Source organism: Peribacillus sedimenti, assembly GCF_046237635.1.
Taxonomy (GTDB): Bacteria; Bacillota; Bacilli; order Bacillales; family DSM-1321; genus Peribacillus; species Peribacillus sedimenti.
In genome coordinates this window covers 987,667-1,001,307 of record NZ_CP143547.1, presented here as the reverse complement: position 1 = coordinate 1,001,307, position 13,641 = coordinate 987,667, and the positions used below count along the sequence as shown (strand labels likewise).

The 13,641-nt window shown below is 41.5% G+C and carries 15 protein-coding genes; 5 read left to right on the top strand and 10 right to left on the bottom strand.

Annotated elements, in window-relative coordinates:
- Positions 1 to 70: 70 nt before the first annotated feature.
- Positions 71 to 424: a hypothetical protein gene (locus V1500_RS05115; RefSeq protein WP_409304507.1), complete on the top strand. Its 354-nt coding sequence runs from the start codon at positions 71 to 73 to the stop codon at positions 422 to 424.
- Between the two features lie 281 nt (positions 425 to 705).
- Here V1500_RS05115 and V1500_RS05110 read toward each other — a convergent pair whose 3' ends face one another.
- From V1500_RS05110 to V1500_RS05095, 4 genes are all read right to left on the bottom strand, one after another.
- Entirely contained in the window at positions 706 to 1,482 is a 777-nt protein-coding gene (locus V1500_RS05110) for a MerR family transcriptional regulator (RefSeq protein WP_409304506.1), read from the bottom strand.
- Positions 1,483 to 1,628: 146 nt separating this feature from the next.
- Positions 1,629 to 2,177, bottom strand: a complete 549-nt coding sequence (locus tag V1500_RS05105; RefSeq protein WP_409304505.1) for an isoprenylcysteine carboxyl methyltransferase family protein — start codon at positions 2,175 to 2,177, stop codon at positions 1,629 to 1,631.
- Positions 2,177 to 3,265 carry a type III polyketide synthase gene (locus V1500_RS05100; RefSeq protein ID WP_409305918.1) on the bottom strand — a complete coding sequence of 363 codons (1,089 nt, stop codon included), beginning with the start codon at positions 3,263 to 3,265 and terminating at the stop codon, positions 2,177 to 2,179. Before V1500_RS05100 ends, V1500_RS05105 begins: the two co-directional genes overlap by 1 nt.
- Before the next feature lie 391 nt (positions 3,266 to 3,656).
- Positions 3,657 to 3,950: a Dabb family protein gene (locus V1500_RS05095; protein ID WP_409304504.1), complete on the bottom strand. Its 294-nt coding sequence runs from the start codon at positions 3,948 to 3,950 to the stop codon at positions 3,657 to 3,659.
- Between the two features lie 168 nt (positions 3,951 to 4,118).
- Here V1500_RS05095 and V1500_RS05090 point away from each other — a divergent pair, with 168 nt between their 5' ends.
- Complete coding sequence (locus V1500_RS05090) at positions 4,119 to 4,904, top strand: TIGR00266 family protein (RefSeq protein ID WP_409304503.1); 786 nt, start codon at positions 4,119 to 4,121, stop codon at positions 4,902 to 4,904.
- 131 nt (positions 4,905 to 5,035) lie between these two features.
- Entirely contained in the window at positions 5,036 to 5,287 is a 252-nt protein-coding gene (locus tag V1500_RS05085) for a hypothetical protein (protein ID WP_409304502.1), read from the top strand.
- A gap of 35 nt (positions 5,288 to 5,322) precedes the next feature.
- Here the strand turns inward: V1500_RS05085 and V1500_RS05080 are convergent, their stop codons facing one another.
- Both V1500_RS05080 and iadA read right to left on the bottom strand, forming a co-directional pair.
- Complete coding sequence (locus V1500_RS05080) at positions 5,323 to 6,603, bottom strand: MFS transporter (protein WP_409304501.1); 1,281 nt, start codon at positions 6,601 to 6,603, stop codon at positions 5,323 to 5,325.
- 457 nt (positions 6,604 to 7,060) lie between these two features.
- Positions 7,061 to 8,236, bottom strand: a complete 1,176-nt coding sequence (gene iadA / locus V1500_RS05075) for a beta-aspartyl-peptidase (protein WP_409305917.1) — start codon at positions 8,234 to 8,236, stop codon at positions 7,061 to 7,063.
- A gap of 173 nt (positions 8,237 to 8,409) precedes the next feature.
- Between iadA and V1500_RS05070 the strand changes: the two genes are divergently transcribed.
- A complete protein-coding gene (locus V1500_RS05070; protein WP_409304500.1) occupies positions 8,410 to 8,733 on the top strand; it encodes a hypothetical protein in 324 nt (107 codons plus the stop codon).
- 128 nt (positions 8,734 to 8,861) lie between these two features.
- Here V1500_RS05070 and V1500_RS05065 read toward each other — a convergent pair whose 3' ends face one another.
- Both V1500_RS05065 and V1500_RS05060 read right to left on the bottom strand, forming a co-directional pair.
- Complete coding sequence (locus tag V1500_RS05065) at positions 8,862 to 11,309, bottom strand: PBP1A family penicillin-binding protein (RefSeq protein WP_409304499.1); 2,448 nt, start codon at positions 11,307 to 11,309, stop codon at positions 8,862 to 8,864.
- Positions 11,310 to 11,565: 256 nt separating this feature from the next.
- Positions 11,566 to 11,736, bottom strand: a complete 171-nt coding sequence (locus tag V1500_RS05060) for a hypothetical protein (RefSeq protein ID WP_409304498.1) — start codon at positions 11,734 to 11,736, stop codon at positions 11,566 to 11,568.
- A gap of 351 nt (positions 11,737 to 12,087) precedes the next feature.
- Here V1500_RS05060 and V1500_RS05055 point away from each other — a divergent pair, with 351 nt between their 5' ends.
- Positions 12,088 to 12,612: a universal stress protein gene (locus V1500_RS05055; RefSeq protein ID WP_409304497.1), complete on the top strand. Its 525-nt coding sequence runs from the start codon at positions 12,088 to 12,090 to the stop codon at positions 12,610 to 12,612.
- A gap of 49 nt (positions 12,613 to 12,661) precedes the next feature.
- On the opposite strand, the gene V1500_RS05050 is transcribed toward V1500_RS05055, so the two are convergent.
- Together V1500_RS05050 and V1500_RS05045 are read right to left on the bottom strand one after the other, a co-directional pair.
- Positions 12,662 to 13,006, bottom strand: a complete 345-nt coding sequence (locus V1500_RS05050) for a DUF3243 domain-containing protein (RefSeq protein ID WP_409304496.1) — start codon at positions 13,004 to 13,006, stop codon at positions 12,662 to 12,664.
- Between the two features lie 172 nt (positions 13,007 to 13,178).
- Positions 13,179 to 13,640, bottom strand: coding sequence for a helix-turn-helix transcriptional regulator (locus V1500_RS05045; RefSeq protein ID WP_409304495.1), 462 nt, complete (start codon positions 13,638 to 13,640; stop codon positions 13,179 to 13,181).
- Position 13,641 lies beyond the last annotated feature (1 nt).

The following is a 13,641-nucleotide window of genomic DNA, read 5'->3' as shown; positions in this document are numbered from 1 at the left end:
TGGATCATACCTTGAATACTTGGCTGAGCATCAGGACATACTGGTTCTAAAACATGTAGGGAGAACAATTATGGCTACTGGAATCGCTTTGCTAAATCCTGAATTAAAGATGGCTGCCTTAAGTCCGGATGAAAGTTTAACCGTACAGAAAGTAGCAGCAGACCGATTCATCAGGGAATTTGGTATTATACCTCTCGTCCTGAATCCCCACCAGTTGAACAACTATTACACTATTCCCCACGCTCTATTATTTGATCTGAAAAAGTATCATGTATCGAAGGTCGATTATCTTATTTTATATTCTTTAAGAACAGTGGAGAGGTTCCAGTATATATATCCCGAAAAGTGGACTCAGCTAATTTGCAGCTTTCATCAAGTGACCTGTCTTGACTCACGAATCTGCGTATTCCCGGAGGTCGGGTGACTTACTTTCACGGAAGAAAGCCAGGGGATCGGTGTGGAACAAATGTTTAAGTGAACTCGGAAATTTTTAAGTGGGGCAGTTAGTTTAAAATATCCCTGCAGGCTGATTCTATACCATATTCACCTGGCAGTTAATTCATTCTTCTATCCGTTTCCCATATATTTTTCTGGCTGCCTATCCTGCTGAAGATTTTTTCGATATTTTGGTAAGTCTGTATTTATTATTCAAACTCCTGTTTCCTAAATATTAATCATTACTCGAAAAGCTGACCGTTTTTCAGACTAGTGTTCTGTGGATTCTGCCTTCACGACAATATCATCACCGTTTGTTCTATCTGCGTAAACCGCCATTGCATCACGCATAAACTCCGCAAGTCCGTCACCGTATTTGTTTATATTCTTAGTAAAACGTTTATCGTCAACATACAATTGGCCTAACCCTTTAAATGCGTCAAAAGAATAGCTGCCGATATTATTCAACAGATTATACCATTCCTGGATGGCTGCCTGTGCGTCCGTAGATGAAGGGGAGCCGAACCTAAGCGCTGCAAGCTTCGTATAAATTGCATCCATTTCATTTTTCATCGTTTCTTGCTCCGTCCCTGACATCTTTCCAACTTTGGCATTTGCTTCATCGACTGCTTTGTCTCCCCAGCGTTCACGTGCTTCCTGCTCATATGGATTATGGGTAAAATCAAACCCTATAAATTTTTCATTATTGGACATTTCAATTTCTCCTTTCACATACAATATTGTCTTCTCGACCGTGGCAATGATTTGGTCCAAGCGTTTTCGCCTTTCTAGCAGCATTTTTCGATGCAGCTCCAATGCTTCTCGCCTGTCAAAGGAAGGACTGCTGATGATTTCTTTGATATTCTTTAATGGGAAGCCAAGCTCTTTAAAAAACAAAATTTGCTGCAGAATCTCCAGGTTTTTGTCAGAGTATATCCGATATCCTGACTCAGTTACTTCATCGGGAACTAATAATCCAATTTCATCATAATGATGCAGCGTGCGTACACTGATGCCGACTAAATCCGCTACTTCCTTTACTTTCATCGGACTTTCCTCCCTTCAACATTTACTTTAAAGTATCACGCAACGTGAGAGTCAATAGAAAAAAAGAAATATAATCCAAAATATAAAGAAATGAAAAAAACAGTTTTCTGTGTACACAGAAAACTGCTGAATAATCCTGTTTCATATCATTTTTCGCTTTTTATGTGTTTCCGGGCAAATATTGAGTCATAGCTGGTAAGGCTCCCCAGTGCATTTTCTTCCTCAGGAATACGGACAGCCATCATCCAAAGGTTTAATAAAGTAAACAGAACACCGGTAAAATATGCGTTAAATATCAGAGAAATTACGATAATTTCCACGGCAACCACAAGATAATTCGGATGTTTCAAGAATTTATATGGCCCTTTTACAGTTATTTCTGACTCTGGCAGGACAATGATTTTTGTATTCCAATACTTTCCGAGAGACATAATCACCCATATCCTGACTGTCTGGGCAAGGATAAAAACAGCCATCCAAACTGGCCAAAAAGAAGCAGCCGCAAAGCCTTTCAACACTGTTTCCAAGATTAATATACCGAAGAAGCCGATATGCATTAAAACCATCCAAGGATAATGAGATTGACCAAATTCCACAGCTCCCTGTGCCTTCATCCAGTTTTCGTTTTTCTTGGCTATCTTTAATTCAATAAGGCGCTGTATGGCAATAACCGAAATAAATATCCAAAAGAACACTATTCCCACCTCATTAAAACCAGTTCCGATGAAAATCCCGGACCCAGTGCGGCTGCCAGTCCAACATCACCCTGGTGCGCCCGGTTCAGCATAAACTGCTCGAGAACATATAAAATGGTAGCTGATGACATATTTCCATATTCCTGAAGCACTTGCATAGAAATTTCTGTCTTGTGCTCGTCAAACCCGAGTGCCTCTTCATATGCCTGAATGACTTTCTTTCCTCCCGGGTGTGCGATAAAGTGTTCTACATCTGTTAATGTTAGGCCATTTTCCATTAAGAATGCCTCCACATTCGGTTTTAGCCACTGCTGTATGATGAGAGGTATATCTTTTGAAAACACTACGTGCAGACCTTCATCCTTAATATCCCAGCCCATTACGTCCAAAGAATCGCGCATTAGAGTTGATCTGGTAGACGTCACATTTGGCACAGAATCCCGATTAGACAGCAGCTGTCTTTGAACTTCATCTCCGCATACCAGCGCACAGCCGATTCCGTCTGAAAACAGGGAGGTTCCTATTAAATTGCTTTTTGACACATCACCCTTCTGGAATGTCAAACTGCAAAGCTCGACACATAGTACAAGAACCCTTGCATTGGGAAACGCTTTGCAATATTCATATGCCCTTGATATTCCGGCAGCTCCGCCAGCACAGCCAAGCCCCCAGATGGGTATTCTCTTCGTGTTTTCACGAAAAGGCAGCAGGTTCATTATTCTTGCGTCAATCGTAGGCGTAGCCAAACCTGTGCTTGAAATGAATATAAATGCATCAATCTCCTCAGGATCCATCTTCCGCTTTAAAAAATCGCGATTGTTTAAACAATCAATAACCGCCTGGCAGCCGTAATGTACAGCCTGTTCAATATAAGTGTCATTTTTTTCAGCAAAGCTGTGTTCCGTCTTAAACCATTCAATATCCTTTGAGAAATAGCGTGTTTTTACCTGGCCGTTTTTGAAGGCACGCAAAAGCCTTTCGATATTCTTAAAGGAAGATCCGAACATTTCTCTTGCAAAATCCACGGCTTCTTCTTGAGGAATTTGGTGGGGAAGCTTAATGTGGGATGCTGAAAGAATATAAGGCAACGACTTCACACCCTTATGATTTTTCTTCTTTTTTGTATGCGCATTAATTTTTCTTATTACCATGGAGGTTTCCCTATTTTTTAATATATAAAACTTTATTAAACTGAACTTTAGATGGTTAGCGACTTTTTTCAATGTATAGCGAGTTATCTGAACCAGACTCCATTTTCAATTAAGAACAATTCAGATGTTATGTTACACACTATGGCCTGACTAACTAAACAGATTGACAATTTTCATAAATAAAAAAGAAGCATTCCCAAAAACACGGAAGGCTTCTCCAAGACAAGTAAAACTCATGACGATAAAAGCTCACATATTTAGGAGCGATTATCAAGAGTCCATCCATTTAGGCAAACACCTCTAATCAGGGTTTGAATCTCTTGAATGATTAAATCTCAATATCTACTCCGATGCTATCCACTCTGCCGACCTCTTTAATGAATGCTGCCACAGCTTGGTGTTCCTCATTTGAAACATATGCATCCAGGGCTGCTTTGTCTTCAAATCTTACCATTAAAACTACCTGGTATTCCTTGCTTCTCTCTGCAAAATTTAACCCTGCCTGCAAATCGACAATCCCTGTCAGGTGATTTTTTAATGCTTTAAATCGGGAAACGACTTCCTCTAGCTGTTCTGTCGTTGTAGTTTCCGCAAATTTAACGAGTACTGTACGATGAATCATATGAAAAGCCCCTTTTGTTTGTATTTTTCCTTCAATAATTTTATCCGACTCACATCAAAGTTGCAAATTCAAGTGTGAGTATAGCAACCCTCAATGCAGAAAATAATAGCAGAAAAACATGCAATCTTTTACAATTGAATCGGTAGACAAAAAAATGGAGGTGCAAAGATGAACAATCATGAAATTGATTACAAAATTTACGGCGATGATATGCAGTTTGTCGAAGTTGAGCTCGACCCAAATGAAACAGTAGTAGCCGAGGCTGGCAGTCTCATGATGATGGAAGATAGCATACATATGGAAACTATTTTTGGCGATGGTTCACAAAGTAATGGGCTAATGGGCAAGCTTTTCAGTGCAGGCAAACGCATGCTTACAGGTGAAAGCTTATTCATGACAACATTCACTAACCAGGGTCAGGGAAAAAAGCACGTTTCATTCGCTTCTCCATACCCGGGCAAAATCGTTCCGATGGATTTAAGCGAGCTGGGAGGCAGGATCATCTGCCAAAAGGATGCCTTTCTGGCTGCGGCAAAGGGCGTAACAGTAGGAATCGAATTCCAGCGCAAGATCGGTGCCGGGTTCTTTGGCGGTGAAGGATTTATCATGCAGAAGCTGGAAGGCGACGGAATGGCATTTGTGCATGCAGGAGGTACCATTCATAAGAAAGAGCTTGCCCCTGGTGAAATACTGCGTGTTGACACAGGCTGCCTTGTTGCAATGACAAGCGGTATAGACTATAACATAGAAATGGTGAAGGGTGTAAAAACAGCTTTATTCGGCGGTGAAGGTTTATTTTTCGCCACACTACGCGGGCCAGGAACTGTCTGGGTACAATCTCTTCCTTTCAGCCGTCTAGCCAGCAGAGTATTTGCAGCTATGCCTGCTGCCGGCGGTGCCAAGGATGAAGGCAGCGCCCTGCGGGGAATTTTCAATCTATTTGACGGTGACTGAAAAAAACGAGTTAACATTAAAGCTCTGCATGAACACATGCCGAGCTTTTTTGATTGTTACATATGCTGACAAGGATGGATTAGCTTATATTTTCAAGGGTAAAAAAAGGATACCTGAACGGGGGTATCCAAATGAAGCTGTTAAAATGGTCGTATTGGAGACGCAATCATATTAGAGCCTGGTTTGACCTATGGCCAAATTCACCGGTCATATTTCGTCGCGTACGCAACTATTATTTTATTTATTCTGCCCAGTGGTCGAAAGACGATTTGCCTGTACCAAGCAATTATTTCGAGAAGATGGAACTCCTTTTAAACAGGGATTTAGGCTTGGAACAAGAGTATGTGCGGAGAAAGGCAAACAAAAAAGAAGGCCCACACTAGGGCCCATAAGGAATGGTAGAAGCTTTACATGTCTTTTATAACATTGCCTCTCCTCTTAAAGAAGACCGCGTTCTTTCCTCAGATTCGTCCAATCGAGGCAGGATATACAAATAATACACCCCAACAAGCACGAGACAGCCTCCTACTAGATAATATAGAACCTCTACCTTTATGTATACAGGATACAGGACTGCTATTAAAAGTAGAGTTATGGATTGGGCCAGCATCATCAGCGGACTGATCCATCCCTGCACCCTCCCCATCATCCCTGGGTCAACGATATGGGGAAGCCATCCTCCTATTGCAATATTGATCATAGGTAAGGAAAGAGAAACAACACATGAAACTGCAAGATATAGAGAGAAGGAGTCGACAATGGCACTCGCTGCTGTCGCAGTCCCGGCAAGCAGAAGCCCTAATATTAGCATCTGATATAGTTTCATAGACTTAGCCAATATCGATGCTGCCAGGCTTCCTGCCAATACACCCAGACCGAATACAACACCAATCACCACCGAGTATTCTTCATAATTCTTCGGTGCCAATTTATATTTCAGAATAAATACTTGCATGACAGAAAAACCGCCATTCACAATGCCAAACAGTATAAATCCGGCTATTAATGATAACAGCAGCCTATGCTTGAGGATATATTTCATCCCTATCATAAAATCAGACCAGACATTGCTAAGATTCAATCCCCTGATGGAATGTCGCCCATTTGGCATTCTGACCGCCTCTGAAATCTTGCATGAACGTATGAGCAGTCCACTAATGAGAAAGCTTGCAGCGTCAATGGCAATAGCACCCTCAATGCCAATCGTCCAGTAGCAGAAAACTCCCAATCCGTTTCCAAAAAGCATGAAGAGACTTCCTACCATCTGATTCAATCCAGCTGCAGCTGTGTAGTCATCATTCGCAAGAATCCCCTGCACTAAAGCAGACTCTGCAGGACCAAAGAAATTTTTGATGGCGCTTCTTAAAAATAGCAATACAAATATCAACGGCAACCAGTCGATATATAAAGCTCCCAGGAATGCTAATGATAGGACGGTACACATCCAGTCACAGCTTTGGGCAATTTGCTGCCTGTCAAACCGGTCTGCAAAAACACCGACAAGAAAGAATACCGCCAGAGTGGGCAGGGAAAACATCAGCTCTGTGATTGTTGCATAATAGGGTTCCGTGGAAAATCTGTCGAGCAGATAAAACATGAAGGCTGTCAAACCAATCGTGCTGCCCATCTGTGATGTAAAGTTGGCATAAAAAAGCTTAGTATAATTGGAGTTGTTGAATACCGAAAATATTTTTTTCATTTTTTGCTTCCTCAATTCCCCTTGTTTTAATTAATTTTACTTTAGAGGAATGAGGCTCAGTAAGCTTCTCTTGCCGGTTTTTCTCTACATCTCAAGACGGAGGCGGGATACCTTTTCAAGACGCAGCCGAGCCTCAGGCTGCTATCTCCTTACTTCCGAGATATGATATTTTGCATCCTTTATTTCTGGAACTTATGAAGGACTATGTCCCCTCCATTTTCTGAATATTGTCCTTAATCTTCTGGTGAAGGACTGTTTTCCGCCTTATCTTATGAATTGCGTCCATCACCACCCTGAAGATGGATGTTGGCCACCCCAGCTTCTTAATGGCGTCCTTCATCGCCCTGATGCAGGATTGTTCGCCACCTCTTTTAGTGAGGTTCCTGCCTATATCACATAAACGGAACCTTCTGCCTCGTTTGCAGATTAAATTTAGAACGGTACATCACAATACAGCCTATTGTTCAAATGTTCCCTTTACGACTGCTTTCCCATTCTGTACCATGGTCTGCCCTTTCGCTATTACCGTATTCAAGGCCAATGTATCTTTATGTAACATTACAATGTCTGCATCTGCCCCTTGTTTTAATACTCCTTTCTGTGATAGCTTTAAAATTTTGGCTGGATTTTCAGTAATCACCTTCAAAGCAGTTTGAATCGGTACGTTTTCTATTAGTATTGCTTCGCAGAATGCTTCAAAGAGAGAACTGCATTTGCCTATCTTTAGCCCCCGTAAATGTCCGCTTTCATCAAAGTCCGGAAGACTTGCCTGCCCATCTGATGTAAAGGTAATTCTATTTATATCCGCCCCGGCTTCCAGAGCTTTCTTTAGGGCTTGGGCTGATTTAACCTCTCCATCATCCAAAAATTTCTGGATGGTGCTTGTTGTGAAGTCGATATAACCACCCCTCTTCGCATAATTGATTCCTGCTTCAAAAAGGTGGTGATTCCGGTTTATATGTGTAGGATAAAATTGGCTTATGGGAATTTCAGTGGTGCCAATAACATCCTCAATGACCTGAAGGTGATCTAGGCTGTCACCAACATGAATATTTACAATACCGGCCTTGCCCGATAACAAGCCGCCAATTCGCGCTGCAGATGCAATTTTTGCAATCTCCCGTACAGTCGGCTGTGAAGAACGGTGATCTGCTATAGCAATTTCCCCTGCTCCTAAAATCCTGTCCACAAGTATCAAGTCATCTTCAATCTTTCCTGTCAGTGTTTTGACTGGTACCTGGTAGGATCCTGTATGGGCATAACAGGTTATCCCCTCTTCCTCCAAAGCTCTTGCCTTGGCAATCAGGCTGGGCATGGTCCTTGTCGTGCCATCTGTACCGATTACGCCAACCAGTGTTGTTATTCCGGCGAGAGTTGCATCTGTAAGCTGAATCTCTGGAGTCCTTGTTTTATAGCCCCCTTCTCCGCCTCCGCCAATTATATGCACATGTGAATCAATGAATCCGGGTACCACAATCATGCCCTCAGCATCAATGACTTCGATAGGAACAAATGAGGCAGGAAGAGAGATTTTGTCATCCATATAGCCGATTGAGGTTCCAGTTATTACTATGTCTTTTTTTCCAAGCGGTTCCGGAGCGTAGACCTCTCCATTCATTATGATCTTTATCATCATGTTTTCTCCTTTTATCTGGACTTGGTACCAACTTATTATTCATGAATAATATTTCCAACTGTTTAAGACGGGTTTGATTCCGCTATTCCAGGGTAAATAAAACACATAACCAACACAGTAAAATCGTGATTTTATAAATATTTCACTTAATATAAAGGGGAACAAAAACGATGTATGAGATAACTTCATCAGATATCACAATAAAGAAAAAATTACCTATAAGACAAATCATGTCCTTATATCAGGAAACTAAAAAGTATGATGGAAACATCTTTTTCCTAAATAAATATAAGGTTGTCGATGGTACAAAATTATCAAAATTAGTATCCTTCATGCTTACAGTTGATGAAAACACAGAGTTAAAAGTTGTCATTAAAGGAACAAACGTACAATCCTTGTTAGAAAAGGTGAAGGAATGCTGCAAGGAAAAAGAAAGGCGTCAGATAACAGGGTATAAACTGTATGCAAACCCGTCTGACACAGTAGAGATATAATGTATGTATGAAAGAAGCTGGTTCTCGGAGAATCAGCTTTTTTATGCTGTGCAGATGATAATTTGCGCTAAAAGCGATCATTTATTCCATTTAAAAAAGGAACGGAAAACCGTTCCTTTTAGTTTGAATCATCCTTCATCTCCGTCATCTGGTTGATCAGGATTATCGGTACCGGAGCCGCTCTCCCCGTCTCCTTCGCCATCATCCCCAGTCTGTGGGTTGTTTGGCTGGCTGGGCTCATCCGGCTCGTTTTGTTCATCATTTGGATCGTCCTGCGGCTGGTCTTTTGTACCATCATTTTGTTCGTCTTTCGGGTTTTCCTCCGCATTATCATCCGTTGGTTTTTCCTCAGGTTCGGGTTTTGGATCTGTTTCTGGCTTAGGTTTGGCCTGCTCTTTTGTATCTTCCGGCTGATCCTGCTTGCCATCCGCTTCCTGCCCAGTATCTACGGAGCCCTCATTTTCCTCCTGGCTGCCTGCAGAAGGACTATTTACGGCCGGCTGATTCTCCTCTGCAGCAGGCTGGTTATCATCACTTTCCTTTTGATTTGTATTTCCTTCCAATATCCCATTGCTCCATTTATCAATGTTCTTCTTAAGCTTTTCTTGCTGGCCTTTCCAATATTCGATTCTTTGTTCCCATTTTTCTGTCCGTTTGTGCTGTTCAATTAATGGGCCGATATCTTCCACAGCAAAGGATTCTGGATTCTGGTCTTTTAACGCCTTTTCCATAATGGCCTTAAAGATTAAGGCTGCGCCCTCACTGCTGTGTGTTGTCAAGTAATTCTTTTTGTCGGTGTTGTCATAGCCTGCCCAAACGGCCCCGACCAGTGTGGGTGTGTACCCGACAAACCATTGGTCCTTAACGCCGCTTTCCATTCCCTCGATAGGCAGCTGGGTGGAGCCTGTCTTTCCAGCAACTTCCCAACCCTCGACAGCTGCGTTCTTTCCTGTACCATATTTTACAACACCCAGAAGCATGGAATTCATTTGTTCTGTTATTTTATTTGATATGACTTTAGTCTCTTTTTCTTTCCATTCAGATACTTCTTTGCCATTAGCATCGACTATTTTGGTAATGGCATGAGATTCCATCCGTCTCCCTTTATTGGCAAAGGCTGAATATGCACCCGCCATCTGTAAAGGAGAGACTCCCTCCTGCATGCCGCCAAGAGCAATGGATAAATTCCTGTCCTCTTTTACAGTCGGTATTCCGAATTTTTCTAAAGTATCAAGACTCTTAGAAAGCCCAACCTCATTAAGAAGCCATACTGTGGGAACATTCAGCGATTTAATAGCGGCTTCATACATGGGTACTTCTCCCTGATATTCATCATTTATATTAGATGGCTCATAACCCCCAAAGGCCATTTTTTCATCCTTCAGCTCGTCTGTAATCTTGTAGCCTTCTTCCAGAGCCGGTGTGTAAACGGCCAAAGGCTTCATCGTAGAACCAGGACTTCTTTTTAATTGGGTGGCACGATTATAAGCCATAAACTGATGTTCCCCTCTGCCTCCAACCAAGGCCCTTATTCCGCCGGTCTTAGGGTCAACCAGAACTGCCCCGCTTTGAACCATTTTGTCACTCGTTCCTTTTGGAAAGTTGGAATCATCCTTATATACATCCTCCATTGCCTTCTGCATATCCCGATCCAGGCTGGTATAAATTTTGTAACCGCCAGTCAATAGCTCATCAAGGTCGAGGTTATAGACCTTAGAAGCTTCTGTCAGGACATGGTCCACATAGTATGGATACTTTCCTTTTAATGGGTCTCCTTTATTTTTCCCCTTGTTTAACGTAACCCTTTCTTCAACTGCCTCAGTATATTGATTTTCGGTGATTAATTTTTGATCCTTCATCCTCTTCAGTACTAGATTTCTTCTCTTAAGTGAATCTTCCGGGTTATTGTATGGATCCAGGGCAGTTGGTACGTTAATTATGCCAGCCAGCATCGCTGACTCTGCGATTGTAAGCTCCTTTACTTCTTTATCGAAATAGATTCTTGCTGCATTTTTAATTCCCCAAGCCCCATGGCCAAAGTAAATCTTGTTAAGATACATTTCCAAGATTTCATCTTTGGAATATTTTTTCTCTATCTCCCTTGCAAGAAAAAATTCTTCCAATTTTCGTTTGTACGTCCTGTCCGGCTCGAGAAGCGAAATCTTTATTAGCTGCTGCGTAATGGTGCTGCCGCCTTCTTCGATGCCGCCAGCCTTGACATTTTGATAAAAGGCACGCATGATCGATTTATAATCCACACCGTTATGTTTATAGAATCTTTGGTCTTCAACGGCTACCGCAGCCTCTTTTACATAGTCGGGTACCTCCTCGATAGGTATCCCCTCCATTTTATTTGCGGTAATCTTACTGGCAAGCTTGCCATCCATGTCATAAATCTCGGTGGACTTTTTAAGCTGGTCATCCAGATTGCTTATATTGGTATCCGGCTTAAAGAAATACAAAAAACCAACAGCAATCAAGGAAACCATTGAAAAGAGAATTACACCTGTTTGAATGATCCAAGCAGGCTTCAAACGGCTTACACCTTTAAGAAAGAATCTGTTAACCCCTTTCATATGAACCCCCTATTCTCATATCTAAACCCTTTTATATCTGTTAAAAACAAAAAAAGTGCATGATGTGGCCGGATTTTTACCTATATATACCCAATTACGCATTTTTCACACCTGATTGGCTTTATACGACAAAGTAAAAATCGCTTGGATTAAGAGAATAAAAGAGTATTTTGTAGAACGTGGAAGAATTGCATTGAAGAAAAATAAAAAACAACCTGATAGGTTGTTCTTTAACAAATATTTCAACTAAACAGAGTCAGCTTTCGGGAATACCTTCTTTGCCATTGTCATCATCTGTAATTTCTTTTGCCAGTGTTTCCATATACATATAAACGATTTGCTTCGTCTTGTCATCAGCACCCAAAATATTTAAATGCTTTAGACATCGTTTGATGGTAGGGTGTATCTTTGCGTCGTTTTGATGCATGTCTATCACCTCATTTTTCCATTCACTTATTAATAGAATAGCGGAATTTGCCTTTAAGCACAGTAGACTATGGACTCATTTGTAAAATTCTGTCGTAAAAATAAGTCAAAATTCCTAATTCTATCGCGAGACTATATATTATAGCTGTGTTTTTGCCGCAAATCAGCTGCAGTCTAACTGATATGGCACATGGTGCGTAGAAATGTACTTCACTTGTATGGAAATTCTCTTTCTGCATGACTAGGACTAGGCGCCAACGGGTAAAAAATTATGAAGCATAAGAATTTGATAGACAGCAGCAAACTGTAAACAGTGGAGAATTTTTTCATTTTCAGGAGGGGAGCGCTATACATGTTAGCTCATTTTAAGTATATTTTGGTTGCTTTTGATGGAAGTGAGGGTGGAAAAAAGGCGATTGAATGGGGGGTAAAGGTAAAAAAAACAGTGCCAGATGCATCCTTGACAATCGTCCATGTCTCCAACGAGAAAGTAGAACAGAAAACGGTCGGGAATGCCAGTGGTTTTGGAATTACAAATGACGCAATGTTACTCGATCCAACCCAGATTCCCTCCCTATTGGCTTCCGAACAATCAAATGCTGTTCTAAACCAAGAAACGCATACGGTTGTCAAAAACAGCAGCAGCCTGGCAGAAAGAACGGCACTTGCCATTTTGCGTGACAATCAGGTAGAGGGCAGATTTATAATACTTGAGGGAAATCCAGCCACATGCATTCCGGAATATGCGGCACATGAAGGAGCCGATTTAATCATTATCGGCAACAGCGGAAAAAGCGGCTTGAAGAAGTTGTTTCTCGGAAGTACAAGCAGTACGGTTGCCAAAGAAGCACATTGCCCTGTACTGATCGCAAAGTAATGACGAATAAACCTCATAAAAGCGGCTGCAGAAGAGTCTGCAGCCATTTTTACTGTGATTTATCTACCAGTTTGACCAGCAAGTGGGCAAGCATATGCCTTTCGCCTTCATTTCCTGATATCCATAACTCCTGGAGAAGCTTTTCTTCGCGATTCCTCGGCTCCACTTTTTCGGCTAAATAGTCCGCTACCTTTTCCCCAATCTTTGCGAGCTGTTCATTGTTTAATCCAATATTTTTGGCCAAATCCAGTCTTTTTTCAAGATAAGTCCTAAATTCTTCAAAGCTTCTTAAAATATCATCCATCTCTTGTGAAGGAATCTTATCTAATGCCTTGTCTACATTATCAGTATTTATGTGTCCATCCTTTTGGACTACATGTTCCTTTTCAGCCATAACACTCTTCTCTCCTTTTTTCTCTGACCTTTGATGAGACGAATAATTTATGAAAAACAAGCAGGTGCAATATGTTCCTCTTACAATCCTTCCACAATATGTATGAAATAAAACGGATTTTTTCAATTCTGGGATTGTAAATTATTCCAATCGCCAAAGGCTTCAACGACCCTTATCGTTTTTCGTCCTCAATCAATTCCTCAAATCTGGCTTTAGCCTCATTTTCTTCGAAGGTACTGTATATACGGTAGTTGTCCTCATCAAGTATCCGAAAATGATGGCTAATCATATTTTGCTGCAGGATATAGCTCTGATCCCGCGCAATCACTTTCCACCAGACCTTTCCGCCAAGGGTTTTCTCCTTCCGGTAGTTTAGCCCGTCTCTTGCAATCGTCTCGGCTACTTCAAGCGGGTCTCCTCCCAATGCCGACTGCAGGACCTCACTCTCCCGAAAAAGGGCACATACAGCTACTATCACCGTCCATCCGGCAGTTGACCGGCCCTTTTCAATTTGTACCAGTGTTTTCTTAGAAACCCCGAGAACTTCCGCCATTTTGTCTTGGGTATAGTCCATTTCTACTCTTACCAATTTTATTTTATCCGTGATAATGCTTATAACAGTCTGTTTATCCATG

Excerpts from the sequence above, each read along its gene's own strand:
- V1500_RS05115 (WP_409304507.1), top strand. The coding sequence starts at position 71 with ATGGCTACTGGAATCGCTTTGCTAAATCCTGAATTAAAGATGGCTGCC.
- V1500_RS05110 (WP_409304506.1), bottom strand. The coding sequence starts at position 1,482 with ATGAAAGTAAAGGAAGTAGCGGATTTAGTCGGCATCAGTGTACGCACG.
- V1500_RS05095 (WP_409304504.1), bottom strand. The coding sequence starts at position 3,950 with ATGATTCATCGTACAGTACTCGTTAAATTTGCGGAAACTACAACGACA.
- V1500_RS05090 (WP_409304503.1), top strand. The coding sequence starts at position 4,119 with ATGAACAATCATGAAATTGATTACAAAATTTACGGCGATGATATGCAG.
- V1500_RS05085 (WP_409304502.1), top strand. The coding sequence starts at position 5,036 with ATGAAGCTGTTAAAATGGTCGTATTGGAGACGCAATCATATTAGAGCC.
- V1500_RS05080 (WP_409304501.1), bottom strand. The coding sequence starts at position 6,603 with ATGAAAAAAATATTTTCGGTATTCAACAACTCCAATTATACTAAGCTT.
- iadA (WP_409305917.1), bottom strand. The coding sequence starts at position 8,236 with ATGATAAAGATCATAATGAATGGAGAGGTCTACGCTCCGGAACCGCTT.
- V1500_RS05070 (WP_409304500.1), top strand. The coding sequence starts at position 8,410 with ATGTATGAGATAACTTCATCAGATATCACAATAAAGAAAAAATTACCT.
- V1500_RS05065 (WP_409304499.1), bottom strand. The coding sequence starts at position 11,309 with ATGAAAGGGGTTAACAGATTCTTTCTTAAAGGTGTAAGCCGTTTGAAG.
- V1500_RS05060 (WP_409304498.1), bottom strand. The coding sequence starts at position 11,736 with ATGCATCAAAACGACGCAAAGATACACCCTACCATCAAACGATGTCTA.
- V1500_RS05055 (WP_409304497.1), top strand. The coding sequence starts at position 12,088 with ATGTTAGCTCATTTTAAGTATATTTTGGTTGCTTTTGATGGAAGTGAG.
- V1500_RS05050 (WP_409304496.1), bottom strand. The coding sequence starts at position 13,006 with ATGGCTGAAAAGGAACATGTAGTCCAAAAGGATGGACACATAAATACT.
- V1500_RS05045 (WP_409304495.1), bottom strand. The coding sequence starts at position 13,640 with ATGGATAAACAGACTGTTATAAGCATTATCACGGATAAAATAAAATTG.